General features: G+C 60.5%; 21 protein-coding genes. 8 read left to right on the plus strand and 13 right to left on the minus strand.

The genetic code is table 11. The features are described from left to right. Window positions 1-80: 80 nt before the first annotated feature. Window positions 81-1,604 carry a MocR-like pyridoxine biosynthesis transcription factor PdxR gene (locus GQR96_RS23215; RefSeq protein ID WP_049002848.1) on the plus strand — a complete coding sequence of 508 codons (1,524 nt, stop codon included), beginning with the start codon at window positions 81-83 and terminating at the stop codon, window positions 1,602-1,604. Window positions 1,605-1,656: 52 nt separating this feature from the next. Here GQR96_RS23215 and rpoH read toward each other — a convergent pair whose 3' ends face one another. The 4 genes from rpoH to ftsY form a co-directional block, all read right to left on the minus strand. Continuing rightward, window positions 1,657-2,511, minus strand: a complete 855-nt coding sequence (gene rpoH, locus GQR96_RS23220; protein ID WP_002920815.1) for an RNA polymerase sigma factor RpoH — start codon at window positions 2,509-2,511, stop codon at window positions 1,657-1,659. Between the two features lie 269 nt (window positions 2,512-2,780). After that, on the minus strand, window positions 2,781-3,836 hold the full coding sequence (gene ftsX / locus GQR96_RS23225; protein WP_002920816.1) for a permease-like cell division protein FtsX: 1,056 nt from the start codon (window positions 3,834-3,836) through the stop codon (window positions 2,781-2,783). Then, a complete protein-coding gene (gene ftsE / locus GQR96_RS23230; protein ID WP_004202097.1) occupies window positions 3,829-4,497 on the minus strand; it encodes a cell division ATP-binding protein FtsE in 669 nt (222 codons plus the stop codon). Before ftsE ends, ftsX begins: the two co-directional genes overlap by 8 nt. 2 nt (window positions 4,498-4,499) lie before the next feature. After that, window positions 4,500-6,023, minus strand: a complete 1,524-nt coding sequence (ftsY, locus tag GQR96_RS23235; RefSeq protein ID WP_062914635.1) for a signal recognition particle-docking protein FtsY — start codon at window positions 6,021-6,023, stop codon at window positions 4,500-4,502. A gap of 182 nt (window positions 6,024-6,205) precedes the next feature. On the opposite strand from ftsY, the gene rsmD reads away from it, so the two are divergent. Continuing rightward, window positions 6,206-6,802: a 16S rRNA (guanine(966)-N(2))-methyltransferase gene (gene rsmD / locus GQR96_RS23240; RefSeq protein ID WP_017899982.1), complete on the plus strand. Its 597-nt coding sequence runs from the start codon at window positions 6,206-6,208 to the stop codon at window positions 6,800-6,802. Continuing rightward, window positions 6,792-7,067, plus strand: a complete 276-nt coding sequence (locus GQR96_RS23245) for a DUF1145 family protein (protein ID WP_004202092.1) — start codon at window positions 6,792-6,794, stop codon at window positions 7,065-7,067. The genes rsmD and GQR96_RS23245 overlap by 11 nt, the downstream gene beginning before the upstream one ends. Window positions 7,068-7,080: 13 nt before the next feature. On the opposite strand, the gene GQR96_RS23250 is transcribed toward GQR96_RS23245, so the two are convergent. Next, on the minus strand, window positions 7,081-7,431 hold the full coding sequence (locus GQR96_RS23250) for a DUF2500 domain-containing protein (protein ID WP_023291234.1): 351 nt from the start codon (window positions 7,429-7,431) through the stop codon (window positions 7,081-7,083). A 150-nt stretch (window positions 7,432-7,581) separates the two neighbouring features. Here GQR96_RS23250 and GQR96_RS23255 point away from each other — a divergent pair, with 150 nt between their 5' ends. Both GQR96_RS23255 and zntA read left to right on the plus strand, forming a co-directional pair. After that, a complete protein-coding gene (locus GQR96_RS23255) occupies window positions 7,582-8,208 on the plus strand; it encodes a lysoplasmalogenase (RefSeq protein WP_004202090.1) in 627 nt (208 codons plus the stop codon). Window positions 8,209-8,286: 78 nt separating this feature from the next. Further along, window positions 8,287-10,497 (plus strand): Zn(II)/Cd(II)/Pb(II) translocating P-type ATPase ZntA, encoded by a 2,211-nt coding sequence (zntA, locus tag GQR96_RS23260; RefSeq protein ID WP_065697481.1) that lies wholly within the window; start codon window positions 8,287-8,289, stop codon window positions 10,495-10,497. A gap of 277 nt (window positions 10,498-10,774) precedes the next feature. Here the strand turns inward: zntA and tusA are convergent, their stop codons facing one another. Further along, on the minus strand, window positions 10,775-11,020 hold the full coding sequence (gene tusA / locus GQR96_RS23265; protein ID WP_002920858.1) for a sulfurtransferase TusA: 246 nt from the start codon (window positions 11,018-11,020) through the stop codon (window positions 10,775-10,777). A gap of 206 nt (window positions 11,021-11,226) precedes the next feature. On the opposite strand from tusA, the gene GQR96_RS23270 reads away from it, so the two are divergent. Both GQR96_RS23270 and GQR96_RS23275 read left to right on the plus strand, forming a co-directional pair. Continuing rightward, window positions 11,227-11,892 carry a 7-cyano-7-deazaguanine/7-aminomethyl-7-deazaguanine transporter gene (locus GQR96_RS23270; protein ID WP_004202088.1) on the plus strand — a complete coding sequence of 222 codons (666 nt, stop codon included), beginning with the start codon at window positions 11,227-11,229 and terminating at the stop codon, window positions 11,890-11,892. A 73-nt stretch (window positions 11,893-11,965) separates the two neighbouring features. Further along, window positions 11,966-12,523 carry a DcrB family lipoprotein gene (locus tag GQR96_RS23275; RefSeq protein WP_017899984.1) on the plus strand — a complete coding sequence of 186 codons (558 nt, stop codon included), beginning with the start codon at window positions 11,966-11,968 and terminating at the stop codon, window positions 12,521-12,523. On the opposite strand, the gene GQR96_RS23280 is transcribed toward GQR96_RS23275, so the two are convergent. After that, complete coding sequence (locus tag GQR96_RS23280; protein ID WP_065903823.1) at window positions 12,524-13,744, minus strand: MFS transporter; 1,221 nt, start codon at window positions 13,742-13,744, stop codon at window positions 12,524-12,526. It abuts the gene before it with no gap. Window positions 13,745-13,877: 133 nt separating this feature from the next. Between GQR96_RS23280 and GQR96_RS23285 the strand changes: the two genes are divergently transcribed. Then, a complete protein-coding gene (locus GQR96_RS23285) occupies window positions 13,878-14,927 on the plus strand; it encodes an AI-2E family transporter (RefSeq protein WP_004202085.1) in 1,050 nt (349 codons plus the stop codon). Here GQR96_RS23285 and arnF read toward each other — a convergent pair. From arnF to arnC, 6 genes are read right to left on the minus strand one after another with little or no spacing between them, the layout of a single operon-like run. Further along, window positions 14,924-15,304: a 4-amino-4-deoxy-L-arabinose-phosphoundecaprenol flippase subunit ArnF gene (gene arnF / locus GQR96_RS23290; RefSeq protein WP_023319275.1), complete on the minus strand. Its 381-nt coding sequence runs from the start codon at window positions 15,302-15,304 to the stop codon at window positions 14,924-14,926. The two genes, GQR96_RS23285 and arnF, sit on opposite strands and share 4 nt — an antisense overlap. After that, entirely contained in the window at window positions 15,304-15,642 is a 339-nt protein-coding gene (gene arnE, locus GQR96_RS23295; protein WP_004202083.1) for a 4-amino-4-deoxy-L-arabinose-phosphoundecaprenol flippase subunit ArnE, read from the minus strand. The genes arnF and arnE overlap by 1 nt, the downstream gene beginning before the upstream one ends. Next, window positions 15,639-17,294: a lipid IV(A) 4-amino-4-deoxy-L-arabinosyltransferase gene (gene arnT, locus GQR96_RS23300; protein WP_004202082.1), complete on the minus strand. Its 1,656-nt coding sequence runs from the start codon at window positions 17,292-17,294 to the stop codon at window positions 15,639-15,641. Before arnT ends, arnE begins: the two co-directional genes overlap by 4 nt. Then, complete coding sequence (gene arnD / locus GQR96_RS23305; RefSeq protein WP_069734274.1) at window positions 17,294-18,196, minus strand: 4-deoxy-4-formamido-L-arabinose-phosphoundecaprenol deformylase; 903 nt, start codon at window positions 18,194-18,196, stop codon at window positions 17,294-17,296. Before arnD ends, arnT begins: the two co-directional genes overlap by 1 nt. Continuing rightward, window positions 18,193-20,178 (minus strand): bifunctional UDP-4-amino-4-deoxy-L-arabinose formyltransferase/UDP-glucuronic acid oxidase ArnA, encoded by a 1,986-nt coding sequence (gene arnA / locus GQR96_RS23310; protein ID WP_032456699.1) that lies wholly within the window; start codon window positions 20,176-20,178, stop codon window positions 18,193-18,195. The genes arnD and arnA overlap by 4 nt, the downstream gene beginning before the upstream one ends. Further along, the gene (gene arnC / locus GQR96_RS23315) at window positions 20,175-21,158 is read right to left on the minus strand and encodes an undecaprenyl-phosphate 4-deoxy-4-formamido-L-arabinose transferase (RefSeq protein ID WP_004202077.1); all 984 of its coding nucleotides are present in this window, start codon (window positions 21,156-21,158) and stop codon (window positions 20,175-20,177) included. Before arnC ends, arnA begins: the two co-directional genes overlap by 4 nt. Window position 21,159 lies beyond the last annotated feature (1 nt).

A 21,159-nucleotide genomic window follows, 5' to 3' on the forward strand; every position in this document is an offset into this window, starting at 1 on the left:
AAATTAGAAACGATGTCGTTTATTTACACAGGAGTTGGCCCTATAATCGAGTACCAATTTTGAATATCTGAGGGATCCAATTGCGTTCGCTGGTGGGTGACCTGGTGCTGGTCCGTCTGCAGGAAGAGCGCGACCCTCTTCTGCACAAACGCTTATACAACGCGCTTCGCCGCGCGATCCTTGACGGTTCGCTGGCACCGCAAAGCCGCCTGCCGCCGTCGCGGGACCTGGCGGGAGAACTCGGCGTATCAAGAAACACTATATTAACAACTTATGAACAATTACTGGCGGAAGGATATGTGGTTTCCCGTCGGGGAAGCGGAACATTCGTTGCCCAAACCGCCTCTGAAAGTTCCTTGACCGCTAAGGGTGAGCGGGAAAACAGCAGCATCGCGACATCGACGGCGCACCTTTCACGCCGCGGCCAGCACCTGCTCGGCCAGGTCAGCGCCAGCCCGCGCCAGTGGGGAGCGTTTATTCCCGGCGTACCGGACGTTAACGCCTTTCCCCATCCGCTGTTCAGCAAGATCCAGGCGCGCATCAGCCGTCGGCCAAAGCCGGAGCGGCTCAGCTACAGCTGCAACGGCGGTACCCCGGAGCTGCAGCAGGCGCTGGTGGATTATCTGCGGGTATCGCGCGGCGTCCACTGTCAGGCAGATCAAATTCTTATCACCGAGGGGATCCACCAGGCTATCGATCTGGTCACCCGCATGCTGTGCGACAGCGGCGATCTGGCGTGGGTGGAGGAGCCTTCCTACTGGGGCATTCGCCACCTGCTGGCGATGAATGACGTCCGGGCGGAGCCCCTGACCGTCGATGCCAACGGCCTGTGTCCGCCGGAAACGGTAGACGATGCGCCGCGGCTCATCTTTGTCACCCCCTCTCACCAGTATCCGCTGGGCGCAGTGATGAGCCTTGAACGTCGTCAGCGGCTGCTGGCGCTCGCCCGCCAGCAGGGGAGCTGGATCGTCGAAGATGATTATGACAGCGAGTTTCGCTTTTCCGGCCAGCCCATCCCCGCCCTGCAGGGGCTGGTGGCCGACGCACCGGTGGTCTATATCGGCACCTTCAGTAAAACGCTCTATCCCGGCCTGCGTCTGGGCTATGTGGTGATCCCCCGTCCGCTGGTCAGCGATCTGAAGCACGCCCACGCCGAGCTTTACCGCGGCGGCCATTCGCTGATCCAGATGGCGCTGGCGGAGTTTATTACCGCTGGTCACTACTCGGCCCATATCCGCCGCATGCGCCTGCTCTACAGCCGTCGCCGCGCCTTTTTAACCGAGCTGATTCAGCGGCACTGTATGCCCGACGCCCTGTCGGACTTCAGCGATAATGCCGGGCTGCATTTGATCCTCAATTTACCGGAAGAGGCTGACGATGTGGCGATCGCCCGCGAGGCCAATGCGCGCCACATTCTGGTGCGGCCGCTCTCGCGCTACTACCTGACGGCGGCGCGTAAGAAAGGATTATTGATGGGATTTGCCAGCCAGCCCGAGGAGCAGATGGCGTCGGCGTTCAGCGTCTTACTCGGCTGCCTGCAGACGCACTGCCCGCAGATGCTCCTGCTCCGGGAGGACGCAGAAAAACAAAACGCCCCAACCTGAGGCGGGGCGTTATCGGGGAGCCTGATATCAGGTATCAGGCAGGCGTGGCGTATCAGGCTTCGATCGCTGCACGCAGTTTTTTCATGGCGTTCTTTTCCAGCTGACGCACGCGCTCTGCGGAGACGCCGTAGCGGTCAGCCAGCTCCTGCAGCGTGGACTTGTTGTCTTCGTCCAGCCAGCGGGCGCGGATGATATCCTGGCTACGCTCGTCCAGGCCCTGCATCGCGTCAGTCAGCTTATTCGCCGCCTGCTCTTCCCAGTTATCGTCTTCGATGCCATCGGCAAAGTTTGACGTTTTGTCCTGCAGATACAGGACCGGCGCCATCGGCTGGCTGTCGGATTCATCGTCCGACGACATGTCGAACGTCATGTCCTGGGCCGCCATGCGGGATTCCATCTCGCGGACGTCTTTGCTCGACACGCCCAGCTCACGGGCCACCATTTCCACTTCATCCTGGTTGAACCAACCCAGACGCTGTTTGGTTTTACGCAGGTTAAAGAACAGCTTACGCTGTGCTTTGGTGGTAGCGACCTTCACGATACGCCAGTTGCGCAGCACGTATTCGTGAATTTCGGCTTTAATCCAGTGCACGGCGAAGGAGACCAGGCGCACACCCACTTCCGGGTTGAAGCGACGCACGGCTTTCATCAGGCCGATATTGCCTTCCTGGATCAGATCCGCCTGCGGCAGGCCATAGCCCGAGTAGTTACGAGCAATGTGAACAACAAAGCGCAGGTGAGACAGAATCAGCTTTTTCGCTGCTTCCAGATCGCCCTGGTAATGCAGCTTTTCAGCAAGCTCCCGCTCTTCATCAGCCGACAGCATCGGCCAAGTGTTAGCGGCCCGGATATACGATTCCAGGTTACCAACGGGGGCTAAAGCTAAAGTTTGCATTTCTTTGGTCATTCAAATCCTCTCAATTGATATCTTCTGACGTGGTCTTGTCCCCATCAGGCAACAAGCATGCCAGCATTCATGAGCAACGAGAATATCACTCACATTAGTATCAGACAGTGATTTTATCCACAAGTTCCATGCAACGGTGTGAATAAATTACGCACAAAATGTGACACCACGATGAAAAAGTGAGGGCAGGAAAAGGAGAACAAGCTTGCGGTATCTTTCCCTGCGAACAGGAACTCATTGCAGCAGGGAAAGATTATATCACGCTTTTTTTAATCGGGAGTAAAGTGACGTAAATGTTGCACTGTCGCCAGCCAGGCGGCCACCCAGCCAATCATCGAGCAGACGATCAGCATCAGCAGACACTCGTCAAAGCCTAAGCCGCTTAGCTCAAACTGGGTGCCGAACACCTTCGCCACTTCGGTCACTGCCGACGAGAGGCGCATCACCAGAATCTCCGACAGGATCAGCGATAAAAACGCGCCGGAGAAGCCCAGCATCGCCCCGCCGTAGAGGAACGGACGCAGGATAAAGCCGTCGGTGGCGCCGATCAGTTTCTGCACGTTAATGGTATCGCGGCGGGCGAAGATGCTCAGGCGCACGCTGTTGCCGATCACCAGGAACACCGCCGCCACCATCAGCACGCCAATCATCGCCGACACGCGGCCCACCAGCCCGGTGAGCGAGGAGAGGCGGGCAAACCAGCTGTCGTCCATCCGCACCTCATCGACCCCCTGGATCCGCGATACCCGATCGCGCAGGGTGTTCAGCGCTTCCGTGCTCTGGAAATCCAGCTTCGGCACCACGATGGCGACCGCCGGCAGCGGGTTCTCTTCCAGCATATCCAGGGCGCCGCCAAAGCCGGACCAGTTACGGAATTCACCCAATGCCTCGTCACGTGACAAATAGTTCACCTTGTCGACGCCCTGCTCCGCCTGCAGCTGACCTACCACCCGCGCCGCGGCGTCGTCATCCAGCGTTTTTTCCAGATACACGGTGATCTGCGGCGAGGGATAGTACTGTGACGCCGCGCTGCTGACGTTTTTGTAGACCATGTAGCAGACGCTTGGCAGGGTCAACGAGATGGCGATAACCATCACCGTCAGGAAGGTGGCCAGCGGTGTGCTTTTTAAATCCTGGAGCGCGCCGTGCCAGGCGTAGCGCACCTGCTCGTTGAACACGTTGCTCTTACGCGAGGCCGGGTTAGGCGCCGCTTTCGGCCGTTTTGGCGCATTGCGCCCGCCGCCGCCGCCGCCCGCCGCGTTGCGCAGGCGATCGAACTTGCTGCCGAACTGGCGGATTTGGTTCATTGCGTCGCGCTTATTCACCCCGAATGCCTCCATGCAGATGGCCGTCGCTGAGCGTCAGCACGCGGTACGGACGGCTGGAGATAAGCCCCAGATCGTGCGTGGCCATCAGTACCGTCACCCCGACGCGGTTAAACTCTTCAAACAGACGTAAAATCCCCTCCGAGAGCGCCTCGTCGAGGTTACCGGTCGGTTCATCCGCCAGCAGTACCGCCGGCTTGTTGACCACTGCGCGAGCGATCCCCACGCGCTGCTGCTCGCCGCCGGAGAGCTGAATCGGAAAGTTCTTCGCTTTGTCCAGCAGCCCGACCTTGTCCAGCGCCGCCGAGACGCGGCGACGAATGTCATCGCCGCTGGCGCCGGCGATAATCAGCGGGATCGCCACGTTGTCATACACGGTGCGATCCATCAGCAAATGGTGGTCCTGGAAAATCATGCCGATCTGGCGGCGCAGGAACGGCACCTCACGGCTCTTCAGGCGGCTGATTTCATGACCGCTGAAGAAGATTTTGCCGGCGCTGGGCCGTTCGATACCACAGATAAGCTTCAGCAGGGTACTTTTCCCTGCGCCGGAGTGGCCGGTCAGAAACGCCATCTCGCCCGGCTGCAGGTGGAAGTTCACCCCCTGCAGCGCTTGTCTCCCACCGAGATAGGCTTTGCTGACTTGTTCAAAGCGAATCATTCTTAATCCTCTCGGGCAAAAAGTGCCTCAATAAAGTCGCCCGCATTAAACGGACGCAGATCCTCAATACGCTCGCCGACGCCAATATAGCGAATCGGAATGCCGAACTGGTCGGCCACCGAGAAGATCACGCCGCCTTTGGCGGTGCCATCCAGCTTGGTCAGGGTGATCCCGGTCAAACCTACCGCCTCATGGAACAGTTTGGCCTGGCTAATCGCATTCTGCCCGGTGCTGGCGTCGATGGTTAACATCACCTCATGCGGCGCGTCGACGTCCAGCTTTTTCATCACCCGGACGATCTTCTTCAGCTCTTCCATCAGGTGCGATTTATTCTGCAGACGCCCAGCGGTATCGGCAATCAGCACATCAACATGGCGCGCCTTCGCCGCCTGAATGGCGTCGAAAATCACCGAAGCGGAATCGGCGCCGGTGTGCTGGGCGATCACCGGGATATTGTTACGCTGCCCCCAGACCTGCAACTGTTCTACCGCCGCCGCACGGAAGGTATCCCCCGCCGCCAGCATCACCGTTTTGCCCTGCTGCTCAAACTGACGCGCCAGCTTGCCGATGGTGGTGGTTTTCCCCACCCCGTTCACGCCGACCATCAGAATAACAAATGGCGTTTTGCCTTCAACGTTCAGCGGCGCATCCACTTTGGCGAGAATCTCACCCATCTCTTCTTTCAGCAGGCCGTACAGCGCCTCCGCATCGCGCAGCTGCTTACGGCTGGCGCCCTCAGTGAGGTTAGTAATGATCTTGCGGGTGGTCTCCACCCCGACATCAGCGATCAGCAGCTGCTCTTCCAGCTCTTCAAACAGATCGTCGTCGATCTTCTTACCGCGGAACAGGCTGATAAATCCGGAACCGAGATTTTCTTTTGTTTTCAGAAGACTACGTTTTAGGCGGGCAAAAAAGCCTTCTTTCGTCGGTTTTTCCTGCTCCTGGGCCAGTTCTTCCACCGGCGCCTCGTCTTCTGGCGCCGGCACCACCACCGCCGCCTCTTCTGCCGCCTCGGCCGCCAGCGCCTGCGCTTCCAGCTCTTCATCGCTTAACGGCGCGTCCTCTTCCGGCGCTTCCGTCTCCTGCGGCTGGGCAACAGCATCCTCTACAGGCTGCTCAGCCACGACCTCCGCCGCCACCGGTTCGGCGATAACCTCTTCCGCCAGCGACTCAACCACCGCAGGCTGTTCAACCGGTTCGCTGACCGCGGGCTCCGGTTCAACAACAGGCGCTTCTTCGGTCAGAGCAGGCGCTTCCACCCACTCTTCTTCCTGCGCGCTGGCAGGCTCCGCAAGGTGGGCCTTTTCGTTTTCGACCACCGTCTCGGTGACGTCGACGACCTCTTCGGCAAACGCCTCCGGGTCCGCTTTCGGCGCGCTCGGCTCGGCAGGGGTTGCCGCCGCCGGCGTCTCATCGGCAACCGCTTGTTGTTCTTCTACTTTTTGTTCAGTCTCGGTTTCCTGTGCCTGTTCTTTCTGTCCAAAGCCCAGCCAGGAAAAGAAGCCACGTTTTTTCTCTTTTGCCATTTGCGACCACACTCCTCGCTGTTTATTCATGGCGCAGCTTCATCAGAAGCTGAAAAAATGATGAAATTAGTTGGATAGTCTATCACTTAACTTAACTCGCAGCACCGCCCCCGGATTAAGGTTTCGTCAACCGCCGTCGATCGCTAGAATAGCAGGCCGGAAGTTGAGACTTGAGCAGAGAGATGAAAAAACCAAACCACGCGGGCAGCGGTCAGATCCGCATCATCGGCGGGCAATGGCGCGGCCGTAAATTACCGGTGCCGGAGAGCCCGGGCCTGCGGCCGACCACCGACCGGGTTCGCGAAACCCTTTTTAACTGGCTGGCGCCGTCCATCGTTGACGCGCACTGCCTCGACTGCTTTGCCGGCAGCGGCGCGCTGGGGCTTGAGGCGCTGTCCCGCTATGCGGCCAGCACTACGCTACTGGAGATGGAGCGCGGCGTCGCTCAGCAGTTGCAAAAAAACCTGGCCACCCTGAAAGCGGATCGCGGCAAGGTGATCGCGACCAACACCCTCAGCTTCCTGAGCCAACCGGGCACGCCGCATGAGATCGTATTCGTCGACCCACCGTTCCGTCAGGGGCTGCTGGAGGAGACGCTGCGCCTGCTGGAAACGCAGGGCTGGCTGGCCGATGAGGCCCTGGTGTACGTCGAAAGCGAAGTCGAAAACGGTTTACCGCCGGTACCGGCAAACTGGCATCTGTATCGTGAAAAAGTGGCCGGACAGGTCGCGTACCGTCTTTACCAACGTGAGGCCCAAGGAGAGCACCATGCTGATTAATTTAGGCCGCCTGCTGATGCTGTGCGTCTGGGCCTTTCTGTTATTGAATCTGTTTCAGCCCTTCCCGAAGCCGCTGAATATCTTCGTCAACGTCGCGCTGATTTTTATGATCCTGATGCATGGTCTGCAGCTGACGCTGCTCAAGGCGACGCAGCCGAAAGATGCCCCGCCGCTGGGCCGCTTTGAGCAAATCCGCATTTTTATCTTCGGCGTGTTTGAGCTCGTCGCCTGGCAGAAAAAACTGAAGGCGACGCTGAAGAAATAGTCCTGACAAGGGCTCAGGGATCGGGCGTAAACGCCACGAACGCTGTGCCCTTATAACTCAACATCCCGCGATCGCCGACGCTCAGCGCATGATACTGCGGCGCGTCAAGGCGAAACACCACCTCCAGCCCGCCGTTCTCAGGGCGAAAGCTCGCTTCATAGCGCATCTCGCTGCCCGCAGGCGTCACCGTCTGCTGGCGCGAACGCCGATCGTTAATCACTTTTTCCCGCTTATTGCTGACGATCACCCGCTTTTGCAACACCGGCGCGGCGTCGTTCGCCAGTTTTTCGCGGCGCTGCTGCACATAGCGAAACGAAGCCGCCACCACAATCACCGCGACGACCAGAACAAAAAAGAGCGGCATTTTACTCATTAAGGTTACCCATAAAAAATATCAGGAATCAGCATACTGCGACTGGAATAACATTGTCATCTGCTGCGCCAAACCACTACACTGAGTGGTAGCTTCACGCATCCGTAACTTTCTTTATGATAACAGATACAGGGACTTACTATGCTTTGGTCATTTATTGCTGTCTGTTTCTCCGCATGGCTTTATGTCGATGCATCCTATCGCGGGCCGGCCTGGCGACGCTGGGTATTTAAACCTGTCACCCTGATTCTGTTGCTGTTGCTGGCCTGGCAGGCGCCGATGTTCAATGCCATCAGCTACCTGGTGCTGGCTGGCCTGTGCGCCTCGCTGCTCGGCGACGCCCTCACCCTGCTGCCGCGCCAGCGGGTGATGTACGCGGTGGGCGCCTTCTTCCTGTCGCATCTGCTGTATACCATCTGGTTTGCCAGCCAGCTGACGCTGTCGTTCTTCTGGCCGCTGCCGCTGGTGCTGCTGGTATTCGGCGCCCTGCTGATGGCGGTGATCTGGAGCCGCCTGGAAGAGATGAAAATGCCGGTGCTGACCTTTATCGGCATGACGCTGGTGATGGTCTGGCTGGCCGGTGAGCTATGGTTTGCCCGCCCTACCGACACCGCGCTGTCCGGTTTCGCCGGCGCCGCTCTGCTGCTGCTGAGCAATGCCGTGTGGCTGGTAAGTCACTATCGTCGCCGTTTCCGCGCCGATAACGCCATTGCCGCCGCGTTTTACTTTGCCGGCCACTTCCTCATCGTGCGCGCGCTGTACCTGTAATTTAGTCCTTGACTCTGGAGTCGACTCCAGAGTGTATCCTACGGCTAATGAGAAAATTATCATTTACCGGAGGGTGCCATGTCGACTCCAGACGCGCAGGATAAAAAAGTCCCACAATTCTCGTCATTCACCATGCGGCCAGCGCCCGCCCCGGCGGAGAGCTGCTGCACAGACCACGCCTGCGCCGCAGAGAGCGCACCAGCCGCCGAAGCGCTTAGCGACGCCCGCTACAGCTGGCAGGTTGCCGGCATGGACTGCGCCGCCTGCGCCCGCAAGGTGGAAACGGCGGTTCGTCAGGTGCCCGGCGTCAGTCAGGTTCAGGTGCTGTTCGCCACGGAAAAATTATTGGTTAACGCTGAAGGCGACGTTCGCGCCCAGGTTGAGCAGGCGGTACGTCAGGCAGGCTATACGCTGCGCGATGCCGATGCCCCCGCGTCAGAGAAAACGCAGGGCTCGCGGCTGCGCGACAATTTACCGTTGCTGACGCTGGTCATTATGATGGCCCTGAGCTGGGGGCTGGAGCAGGCCAACCACCCCGCCGGTCAGTTAGCCTTTGTTGCCACCACCCTGGTCGGCCTGTGGCCGGTTGCCCGCCAGGCGCTGCGCCTGATCAAAAGCGGGAGCTGGTTCGCCATTGAAACGCTGATGAGCGTCGCCGCCATCGGAGCGCTGTTTATCGGCGCCACCGCAGAGGCGGCGATGGTCCTGCTACTGTTCCTGATCGGCGAGCGTCTCGAAGGCTGGGCCGCCAGCCGCGCGCGGCAGGGCGTGAGCGCGCTGATGGCGCTGAAGCCCGACACCGCCATCCGTCTGCGCAACGGCGTGCGGGAAACCGTCGCCCAGCGTGACCTGCGTCCCGGAGATGTGATTGAAGTGGCTGCCGGCGGGCGTCTGCCGGCGGATGGACAGCTGCTCTCGCCGTTTGCCAGCTTTGATGAAAGCGCCCTGACCGGCGAGTCGGTGCCGGTGGAGCGCCAGGCCGGAGAACGGGTAGCGGCGGGCGCCACCAGCGTCGACCGCCTGGTGCAGCTGACCGTGATCTCCGAACCGGGCGACAGCGCCATCGACCGCATCCTGAAGCTGATTGAAGAGGCGGAGGAACGTCGGGCGCCGATCGAGCGTTTTATCGACCGCTTCAGCCGGATCTACACTCCGGCCATTATGGTGGTGGCCCTGTTGGTGGCCATTGTCCCGCCGCTGTTCTTCGCCAGCGCCTGGCTGCCATGGATCTATAAAGGCTTAACGCTGCTGTTGATCGGCTGCCCGTGCGCGCTGGTCATCTCCACCCCGGCGGCCATCACCTCCGGCCTGGCGGTCGCCGCCCGACGCGGGGCGCTGATCAAAGGCGGCGCGGCGCTGGAACAGCTGGGCCAGGTGCGCCAGGTGGCGTTCGATAAAACCGGCACCCTGACCGTCGGGCAGCCGCAGGTGACCTCGGTCATCGCCACGGCTGAGAATGACGACAACGCGCTGCTGGCGCTGGCGGCGGCGGTGGAGCAAGGCTCCAGCCATCCGTTGGCGCAGGCCATCGTCCGAGAAGCGCAGCGGCGCCAGCTGAGCATTCCGCTGGCCAGCGGCCAGCGGGCGTTGGCAGGTTCCGGTATCGAAGCCGAGGTCAACGGCAGCCGGATTTTAATCTGCGCGGCCAGCAAAGCCGCCCCGGCAGAGTATGAGGCGCAGATCCAGCAGCTGGAGAGCGCCGGGCAAACGGTGGTGCTGGTCATGCGCGGCGAGACGCTTCTCGGCATCCTGGCGCTGCGCGACACCCTGCGCGACGACGCACGTCAGGCAGTGGATGCCTTACACCAGCTGGGGGTGCAGGGGGTGATCCTCACCGGGGATAACCCGCGCGCCGCGGCGGCCATCGCCAGCGAACTGGGGCTGGAATTCCGCGCCGGCCTGCTGCCGGCGGACAAAGTCGAAGCGGTGATGGCGTTGAATGCCGATGCGCCGCTGGCGATGGTCGGGGACGGTATCAACGACGCCCCGGCGATGAAAGCGGCGACCATCGGCATCGCCATGGGCAGCGGTACCGACGTGGCGCTGGAGACTGCCGACGCCGCGCTGACCCACAACCGTCTGACCGGCCTGGCGCAGATGATTTCCCTGGCGCGGGCGACTCACGCCAATATCCGCCAGAACATCGCGATTGCCTTAGGGCTGAAGGGGATTTTCCTTGTCACCACCCTGCTCGGCCTGACCGGTCTGTGGCTGGCGGTGCTGGCGGATACCGGCGCCACCGTGCTGGTAACGGCTAACGCGCTGCGGTTATTGCGTAAGAAGTTGTAGCATAGATACCGGCTTCCCTGCTCGCGCTACGCTTAGCAGGGCTACGGTTCCAGACCGTCGGGTAGCCCGGATAAGGCGCTGCGCGCCGCCATTCGGGGTGTTCCCTGCTCGCGCTGCGCTTAGCAGGGCTACGGTTCCGGACCGTCGGGTAGCCCGGATAAGGCGCTGCGCGCCGCCATCCGGGGTATTCCCTGCTCGCGCTACGCTTAGCAGGGCTACGGTTCCGGACCGTCGGGTAGCCCGGATAAGGCGCTACCCGCCGCCATCCGGGAGAGGCTCAGTGGCTTTTGCGGATCAGGTAGCGGTACGGCAGGGCTTCGGTTTCCTGGGCCACCAGCTCATGCTCCATAAAGCGGCAGAATCCCGGGATATCGCGGGTGGTGGCCGGATCGTCAGCAATAATCAGCAGCGTCTCGCCCACCGGCATCGTCCGCACGGTTTTACGCACCATCATGACCGGCTCCGGGCAGCGGAGTCCCAGGGCATCCAGAGTGTGGTCAGGAGTGGAGAAAAGTTCGCTCATTTTAGTCTCACGTCAACAAAACGGCCCTAGTTTACCCCCTGCTCGCCAGTACGCAAGCCAGGTTAACGTTTGCGCGAAAAACAACCATTGCATTACGCCGGCAACGCAGTATCATGCAGCCGTTTTTAATTGGGTTCCCTCACCCCAACGTTCCGCTGCCGATTGCTCATTTACCTGAAGCATGACGGGCATAAAAAGGTCACAATATGAATCCGTTTACTACCGTACAGCGCAAAAAAGCGCTCGTCTGGCTTTCGCTATTTCATCTGCTGGTGATTACCTCCAGCAACTATCTGGTTCAGCTGCCGATCTCCATCTTTGGTTTCCATACCACCTGGGGCGCGTTCAGTTTTCCGTTTATCTTCCTCGCCACCGATCTGACGGTGCGAATTTTTGGCGCACCGCTGGCGCGACGCATTATTTTTGCGGTGATGGTCCCGGCGCTGGTCATCTCCTACGCCATCTCCGCCCTGTTTTACATGGGCGAGTGGCAGGGCTTCGCCGCGCTGGGCACCTTTAATCTCTTCGTCGCGCGCATCGCCATCGCCAGCTTTATGGCCTATGCGCTGGGGCAGATCCTTGACGTCCACGTCTTCAACCGCCTGCGGCAGAGTCGTCACTGGTGGCTGGCCCCCACCGCCTCGACGCTGTTCGGCAACATCAGCGATACCGTAGCGTTCTTCTTCATCGCCTTCTGGCGCAGCCCGGATCCGTTTATGGCCGCTCACTGGGGGGAAATCGCCCTCGTCGACTACAGCTTTAAAGTGCTTATCAGCATCATTTTCTTCCTGCCGATGTACGGCGTGCTGTTAAATATGCTGTTGAAAAGGCTGGCGGATAAATCTGATTTGTCGGCATTGCAGCCGAGTTAAAGGTACTCGCGGACTGATGTGTTAAGATAGCCGGATGAGCCATTAGTGGCCGTTTATCGAAAGGAAGATGTCAATGCGCAATTTGGTTAAATATGTCGGTATTGGCCTGCTGGTGATGGGGCTTGCCGCCTGCGATAACAGCGATTCAAAAGCGCCAACCGTTGGGGCAGCAGCGGAGAGCAATGCCAGCGGCCAGGCAATCAGCCTGCTGGATGGCAAGCTGAGCTTCACCCTGCCTGCGGGCATGGCCGACCAGAGCGGCAAACTGGGTACTCAGGCGAACAACATGCACGTCTATTCTGACGCCACCGGCCAGAAAGCAGTCATCGTCATCGTCGGCGACAGCACCAATGAAGACCTGGCGGTGCTGGCGAAACGCCTGGAAGATCAGCAGCGTAGCCGCGACCCGCAGCTGCAGGTGGTGAGCAATAAGTCGCTGGAGATCAAAGGTCATACCCTGCAGCAGCTGGACAGCATCATCTCCGCCAAGGGGCAGACCGCGTGGTCTTCCGTACTGCTCGGCAAAGTGGATGACAAACTGCTGACCCTGCAGGTCACCCTGCCGGCGGACAACCAGCAGCAGGCGCAGACCGAAGCGGAAAGCATCATCAGCACCCTCACCATCCAGTAATTACTGGCCTGGTGCGACGGCCTCCGGTTCGCTGACCGGGGGCCGTTTTTTTAACCGCCAGCCCAGCAGCAGCGCCGCCATCACCAGACCTGCCGCCGCCAGATATATCACCGGGATCCCGGTCCACGCCATCAGCAAGCCGGCCAGCGGCCCGGTGACGCCTAACGACAAATCCATAAACACGGTATAGGTGGCCAGCGCCGACCCTTGGTTGTGCTGCGGCACCGCTTTCACCGCCACCACGCCCAGCGCCGGAAATACCAGCGAGAACCCGGCCCCGGTAAGCAAGGTGCCGATTTTCGCCAGCAGCGGCGTATCAGCAAAGCCGACCAGCAGCAGGCCGATGATCTCCACGCTAAAGCAGAGCATCGCCACGTTCAGCCCGCCGAGGCGGTTAATGGCGTTAGGAAACAGCAGCCGCGCACCAACGAACGCGCAGCTGAACAGCGTCAGGGCGAAGGCCGCCCCGTCCCAGCCTTTGGCCTCATAAAACAGCGTGATAAAGGTGGCGATCACCCCGAAACCGGCGGAGGCCAGGGCCAGCGCCATGCCGTAAGGCCACACCCGCCCGAGCACCGCGCGAAACGACATCGCTTTGCCTTTCGCCGCCTTCACCGCTGCGCGGGGCAGCGCGCAGAGGATAGCCGCCAGCGCAACCGCCATAATGACCCCGGCCAGGCCGCTGAGGCCAATGTACGAATAGCACAGCACGCCGAGCGGGGCGCCCATCGCCATCGCCCCGTAGGTCACAATGCCGTTCCACGAGATCACCCGCCCGATATGCAGCGACCCAACAACGCCGACGCCCCACAGCGTCGAGCCGGTGCCGGCAAAACTCTGGCCGATACCGAGAATGACCCGCCCGAGGCATAGCAGCAGCAGGCTAACCAGCGGCCAGCCGCTGCTCCAGGCGGCAAGCAGGTAGCTCAGGCCGCTTAAAAAGCAGCCGCAGAGGCCGAAGACAACGATCTTTTTGGGCCCCAGCAGGTCAGCATAGCGCCCGGCGTGCGGGCGGCTGAGCAGCGTGGCGAAATATTGCAGACTAATCACCAGGCCGGCCCAGAAAGCGCTAAAGCCCATTACATCATGCACATAGCCGGGAAGCACCGCCAGCGGCAAGCCGATGGTGAGATAGCTGGCAAAGTTAAAAATGACGACGGAGACAATCCGCAGATTGAGGCGCAGTCCAGTGAGCGCCGGTTCGGCGACGGGTTCGGGCATCAGGTTCCACCAGATTTCGACAACCAGCTTTCACTATTACCACGCTGGCGGCGGAAAAGCAGCTCGCCTTTCAGAATATTGGCAGTCGGCGAACCGCTACACTTATCAGGCGCGACTCACAAAAGGAATACCTATGTCCCCTCCGCAGGCTGATAAAGCCGGGCTCCATATTTTACTTAAGCTGGCGGCGCTGGTGATTATCCTCGCCGGGATCCACGCCGCCGCCGATATTCTGGTGCAGCTGCTGCTGGCGCTGTTTTTCGCTATCGTCCTCAACCCGCTGGTCACCTGGTTCATTCGCCGCGGGGTGCGGCGCCCGTTCGCCATTACCCTGGTGGTGACGGCAATGCTGGTGATGCTCACCGCGCTGCTTGGCGTGCTGGCGGCGTCGCTCAATGACTTTGTCGCCATGCTGCCTGATTTCAACCGCGCCCTGACGCGTAAGATCGTCCAGCTCCAGGAGTATCTCCCCTTTCTCAACCTGCATATCAATCCGGAGCGCATGCTGCGACGTATGGATTCAGAACGGCTGATGACCTGGGCCACGACGCTGATGACCCAGCTTTCCGGGGCGATGGCCAGCATTGTGCTGCTGGTGATGACGGTGATCTTTATGCTTTTTGAGGTTCGCCACCTGCCCTACAAACTGCGTTTTGCCCTCAATAACCCTCGTCTGCATATCGCCGGGCTGCACCGGGCGCTGAAAGGCGTTACCCACTATCTGGCGCTGAAAACGCTAATCAGCCTGTGGACCGGGCTGATTGTCTGGCTGGGGCTGCTGGCGATGGGGGTACAGTTCGCGCTGATGTGGGGGGTGCTGGCGTTCCTGCTGAACTATGTGCCGAATATCGGCTCCGCCATCTCCGCTATCCCACCCATGCTGCAGGCGCTGCTGTTCAGCGGCATCTACGAGTGCCTGCTGGTCGGGGCGCTGTTTCTGGTGGTGCATATGGTGCTGGGCAACATGGTGGAGCCGCGCATGATGGGCCACCGGCTGGGGATGTCGACCCTGGTGGTGTTCCTGTCGCTGCTGGTCTGGGGCTGGCTGCTGGGGCCGGTGGGAATGCTGCTCTCGGTGCCGTTAACCAGCGTCTGTAAAATCTGGATGGAGACCACCGTCGGGGGCAGCAAGCTGGCGATCCTGCTCGGCCCGGGGCGTCCCAAAAGCCGGCTCCCCGGCTAGCGGCGTTTCACCGGCCAGAAGATGGTCAATACGCCGGCGACGATAATCGCCACGCCCAGCAGCGATTGCCAGTAGAACGGCTCATGCCAGCCGGGCAGCCAGATGGCGGCAGCCCACACCAGGATATAGCTCAGGCTCAACAGTGCATACGCTTTTGATAACGGTAGACGGTGGAGGGCAAAGTACCAGCAGACCATTGACAACAGGTAGCCCAGCAGGCCGAAAAACAGGCCGAAGGTACCAGGCTCGAAATGCAGCAGATGCTGGAGAAAGGCCAGAATATCGGTCAGCGGCGGCAAGGCCACCATGGCGCTGCGCAGCAGCAGCTGCGCGGCGCTGACAAGGCCGACGCTGAATAATGCCCAGAGAAAGCCCATCAAACGCTGGTCCCCAGAATGACAATGCCCACGACGATCAACCCGACGCCAAACCAGTGGCGGCGAGCGACCGGCTCATGCCAGATGCCCCAGCCCGCGAGGGTGACCCAGACGAAGTTCAGGCTCAGCATCGGATAGGCGATGCTCACCGGAATAGACTGCAGGACGCTCAGCCACAGCAGCATGCCGCAGCCGAGGCATAGCAGCGCCATCCCCAGCCAGAAGAGTATATGGCGACTCCGCCGTCCGCGACGGGACGGGCGGGTCGCCTGTTTCTGGCACAGCTGTCCGGCGCAGCTCAGCAGGCTGGCGAAAACCAGACAGATCCAGACGCTCATTGCGGCAGGTACTGAAGGAAGACCACCCGACCCAGCTCATAGGCGTTATCGGGTTTCGGTAACGGTAAGTCGACCATACTCTCTCCTTTATCCATCAACAGCACCAGCGAGACCGGCCCCTGCTGACGGTGCGTGGCCAACCAGTCGGCAAACCCGGCCTGGCTGACAAAGCTTCCCTGAGCGTCCGGCCAGTCGAGACCGTACTTCAGCTCACCCTGTTTGTCGAACATAATAATATCGCTTCGCTTCAGCTCCCAGGCCAGGCCGCCGGCGATCCCGACGTTGTTAGTCAGGACGTAACGGCTGGGCTGCAGGGATTCGCTGACGATGTCCACGAGGAACTGCGGCTGTTTGCTGTCGATAACCCGGTCCGGAATGGCGAAGCCCACCAGCAGCGCCAGGCCAAGCGGGCAAAGCGCCGCCAGGCTCCAACGGCGACCAGCGTCTTTCATCGCCAACCAGCCCATCAGCGCCCAGACGGCGAAGGCGATGGCCGCCAGCAGACATTTATACAGCTCAATCTTGGTCCATACCGGCTTGTGCATCACGCCCCAGGGCGAGACCACCAGCACGGCGATCAGCCCCAGCAGGCCAAAGCCCAGGTTGATCATCCCATTGATGCGCAGCGCTTTCGCGCCGGTCTTCGCCGCCTCCAGCGCGTAGCGGGCCATCAGGATCGACAGCGGCGCAAAGCACGGCAGGATATAGGTCGGCAGTTTGCCTTTAGCAATACTGAAGAACAGGAACGGCATCGCCACCCAACCGAGCAGATACAGCGCGCCGCGGGCCTCATCGCGCTCACGCCAGCCGCGCTTCAGCGCCCCTGGCAGCAGGGCCAGCCACGGCAAGCTGCCGGCGATCAGGAACGGGATGTAGTACCAGAATGGCGCTTTATGCTGGGCGTCTTTTTCGGCGAAACGCTGAATATGCTCGACCCAGAAGAAATAGCGCCAGAAGTCCGGCTCGCGCTGGGCGATAGCCAGCCCCCAGGGCAGCACCACCAGCGTACAGACGACCACCGCCAGCCAACCGTAGGTCAGCACTTCACGCCAGCGTTTACGGGCGATCACCCATGGCAGAACGCCCACCACCGGCACCGCCAGCGCAAGGAAACCTTTGGTCATCACCCCCATACCGCAGGCGACGCCCAACAGCACGTAACCCAGTATTTTGCCGCCGCGGCTCTGCGCCTGCGTCGCGCCCCAGAAGCTGCACATCGCCAGCGCCAGCCACAGGGTGATCATCGGGTCCAGCACCGCATAGGTACCAATCGCATACACCAGCATCGCGGTGAGAAAAATCACTGGCGACAGGACGGCTACCCGCTTATCGCGAAAGATGCGCCACGCCAGCCAGGCCACCAGCACGGCGGTCATGGTGATGGCGAAGACCGACCCGAAGCGTACGCCGAAGTTATTATGGCCAAACAGCCACTGGCCGACACTGTTGATCCAGTAACCGGCAATCGGCTTTTCGAAGTAGCGCAGCCCGAGAAAATGCGGCACCACCCAGTCGCCGGTGGCCAGCATTTCACGGCTGATCTCCGCATAGCGTGTTTCATCGGGTTGCCAGAGCAAACGGAAATTGAGCGGCAGCAGGTAATACAGCGCAAACAGCGCAATCAGAGAGACGCCATAGCGAATGCTTTTCATCAAACACCCGAAATCAGTAATTGTTCACGTCCGAGCCAGCCTTCCCGGCCAGCCAGTTCACCCCGAACCACTTTGCCGGACGGCAGCTCGCTAAAGTCAGCGGGCAGCAGCTGGCTCAGTGGGCAAAACTGAATTTCTTCTTCCGCCGACATGGTCAGCAGTTCATCGAACTGATCGGCGTAGGCAATACCTTCCACTTCGGCGTGAATGGTATAGACCGGCACGCCCGGGTCGCGATGGATGCAATCCAGCAGGTAGCGGTTAAAGCCGGCGATATCCACCGCCGTGCCCACCGCCTCGTCCCAGGTCGGCAGCGTGACCGGGATCTGCACCGTACCGGAGACGCCGCTGCCGAGCTGGGGCAGAAACGGCCGCGTGCCGCGACAGTCACTGTTATAAAGGAAATCAAAGGATTCTTTGGCTTTCACCACCCGCTGATCGGCGCGCCAGCCGGCAACGGCCGAACAGGTGACCGGGCGGCCGATGATGCGCTCGAGCTCCAGCAGGCCACGCTCGACCTCCAGCGTCAGCCGTTCCTGCGGCCAGACGCCGCTCCACGCCTGCCAGCTGTAATGATCCCAGGCGTGCAGGCCCACTTCATGAGACTCGGCGGCAGCGCGGATCACCGCTTCGTTCCCCGCGCCGATGCGGCGTCCCGGCCACGCGGTGCCGGCCAGCAGAATATCCCAGCCGTACAGCGAAGCCGCTCTGGAACGCAGCATCTTCCACAGAAACTTCGGTTTTACCAGGCGCCACAGGTGACGCCCCATATTGTCCGGCCCGACGCTGAAGAAGAAGCTTGCCTGAATCCCGTGCTGGCCTAGCAGGTCCAGCAGCCGCGGAACACCGTCCCGCGTCCCGCGAAAAGTATCGACATCTATGCGTAAGCCGACCTGTTTCATGGATGTTTAGCGTCCACCAGTTCTACCGTGCGCAGGAAGAAGTCCAGCGTATGCTCAACGGTCTCTTCCATCTCCACCTTCGGCTCCCAGTTCAGGCAGCGTTTGGCGTTGCGGATGCTCGGTTTGCGATGCTCAACGTCCTGATAGCCCTTGCCGTAGTAGTCGCTGCTTTCCACTTCGCGGAAGCCGGCAAACGGCGGGAAGCGATCGCGCAGCGGATGGCGTTCGAAGCAGGCCAGCAGCATCTCCGCCAGCTCTTTGATGCTCGCTTCGTTATCCGGGTTACCGATGTTGATGATCTGCCCGTCGCAGCGGCCGTCTTTGTTCTCGATGATGCGGAACAGCGCTTCGATACCGTCGCTGATGTCAGTAAAGCAGCGCTTCTGCTTACCGCCTTCGATGAGCTTGATCGGCGAGCCTTCCACCAGGTTGAGGATCAGCTGGGTGATGGCGCGGGAGCTGCCGATACGCGCGGCGTTGAGGTTATCCAGACGCGGCCCCATCCAGTTGAACGGACGGAACAGGGTGAACTTCAGGCCATTCTTATCGCCGTAGGCCCAGATCACGCGGTCCAGCAGCTGCTTGGAGACCGAGTAGATCCAGCGCTGTTTGTTGATCGGCCCGACCACCAGGTTGGAAGTATCTTCGTCGAAGTTTTTGTCGGTGCACATGCCGTACACTTCAGAGGTCGACGGGAAGATGATGCGCTTATTGTATTTCACGCAATCGCGGATGATCTTCAGGTTCTCTTCGAAATCCAGCTCGAACACGCGCAGCGGGTTGCGGGTGTACTCGATAGGGGTGGCGATAGCTACCAGCGGCAGCACCACGTCGCATTTCTTAATGTGATATTCGATCCACTCGGAGTGAATGCTGATATCGCCTTCCACGAAGTGAAAACGCGGGCAGTCGAGGAAACGGCTGATGGCGTCGGAGCCGATATCCAGGCCGTAAATCTCATAGTTGTCGTCCTGCAGCAGGCGTTCGGTCAGATGGTTACCGATAAAGCCATTGACGCCGAGGATCAGCACCCGGGTACGACGCTTAACCGCCACCACCGGTTTGCTGCTGATCACCGCCCCGGACACCAGGCCCAGCGCCTGCGCCAGCTGGGCGCCCTGCATGTACACGCCGCGTTCGGTCTGGCCGGTGACAATCTCCAGCGCCCCTTCCTGGCACGCCACGATCAGCGGTGCAACGGAGATAACGGTGCCCGGTTTGGCTGCAGGTAGATCACTGCGTACACGGGATTTCCAGACAATAAATTTGTTCGCGCCAGCGTAGCCGAAGGCCCCCGGCCACGGATCGGAGACCGCGCGCACCAGATTGTGCAGCGTCTGCGCCGGCTGCTCCCAGTCGAGGCGGCCATCTTCCGGGGTGCGCCGTCCCACATAGGTCGCCTGGCTGTGATCCTGCGGACGTTCATCGGTGGTTCCGGCGAGGATCGCCGGCAACGCCTGGCTCAGCAGCTCAGTGGCGGCAGCGCACAGCTTGCGGTGCAGCGTCAGGGCGGCGTCATCCGGGCCAATCGCCACGGTTTGCTGAGCGACGATATCGCCGGCATCCGCGCGGTTCACCATCCGGTGCAGCGTCACGCCGGTTTCGCTTTCGCCATTGACCAGTACCCAGTTCAGCGGCGCGCGGCCGCGATATTTCGGCAGCAGCGAACCGTGTAGGTTAAACGCCCCTTTCGGCGCAAGACTGAGGATCTCATCGCCCAGCAGGTTGCGGTAGTAGAAGGAGAACAGCACGTCCGGCTTCATCTCGCGGATACGCTCAATCCACAGCGGATGGTTCACGTCTTCCGGCGCCCACACCGGAATGCCCTGCTCGGCGGCAAGGCGCGCCACGGAGCCAAAGAAATGGTTTTCGCCAGGGTTATCCGGGTGGGTGAAAATAGCAGCGATATCATATCCAGCGTCCAGCAGAGCCTGGATACCGGTGCAGCCCATATCGTGATAAGCGAAGACTACGGCTTTCATGAACGATCTTCCTCTTTAGATGCCGTTTCCGGCTGGCGAACAACACGTTGAATAAAGTAGCGGGGACGCGCGCGCACGTCGTTATAGATGCGGCCGATATACTCCCCGAGCAGGCCCATCCCGATAAACTGAGCGCCGATGAACATAAACAGCACGGCGAAGAGCATAAATACCCCTTCCGCCGCCCACTGCGGGCCAAAGGCCAGACGCAGCACCACCAGCATCAGGCCAAAGGCGAAGCCCAGCAGGGCTATCACGCTGCCGAAAATGCTGAGCAGACGCAGCGGCGTGGTGGTCAGACAGGTCACCAGGTCGTACATCAGGTTGATCAGGCGCATAAAGCTGTATTTGGAGTCGCCGAATTCGCGCTCGGCGTGCATCACCGGGATCTCCACCGCGCGCCGGGCGAAGGTATTCGCCAGGATCGGGATAAAGGTGCTGCGCTCATGGCAGTTGAGCATGGCGTCGATGATATGGCGGCGGTAAGCGCGCAGCATGCAGCCGTAGTCGCCCATCGCTTTGCCGGTGGTGCGCTGGATCAGGCGGTTGATCATCTTCGACGCGGTTTTGCGGAAGATGCTGTCCTGACGGTTCTGGCGAACGGTGCCCACCACGTCGTAGCCTTCATCCGCCTTCTCTACCAACCGCGGGATCTCTTCCGGCGGGTTTTGCAGGTCGGCGTCAAGCGTAATGATTAAATCGCCGGTTACATGGCTGAAACCGGCCATGATCGCCGAGTGCTGCCCGTAGTTACGGTTTAACAGCACGGCGACGACGTGACTGCCTTCCGCCTCGGCAGCTTCGGTGAGCATGCGCGCGGAATCGTCGCTGCTGCCATCGTCGATCAGCAGAATTTCATATTGCCGCCCCAGCGTGGCGCAGGCGGTATCCGTACGACGAAGCAGCTCCGGCAGGCTATCCTGTTCGTTATAAACCGGAATAACCACCGAGACCTTCTTCACGGGAGGGTAAGTAAGCATA

It is taken from the genome of Klebsiella sp. PCX (genome assembly GCF_021869705.1).
Classification (GTDB): domain Bacteria; phylum Pseudomonadota; class Gammaproteobacteria; order Enterobacterales; family Enterobacteriaceae; genus Klebsiella; species Klebsiella quasipneumoniae.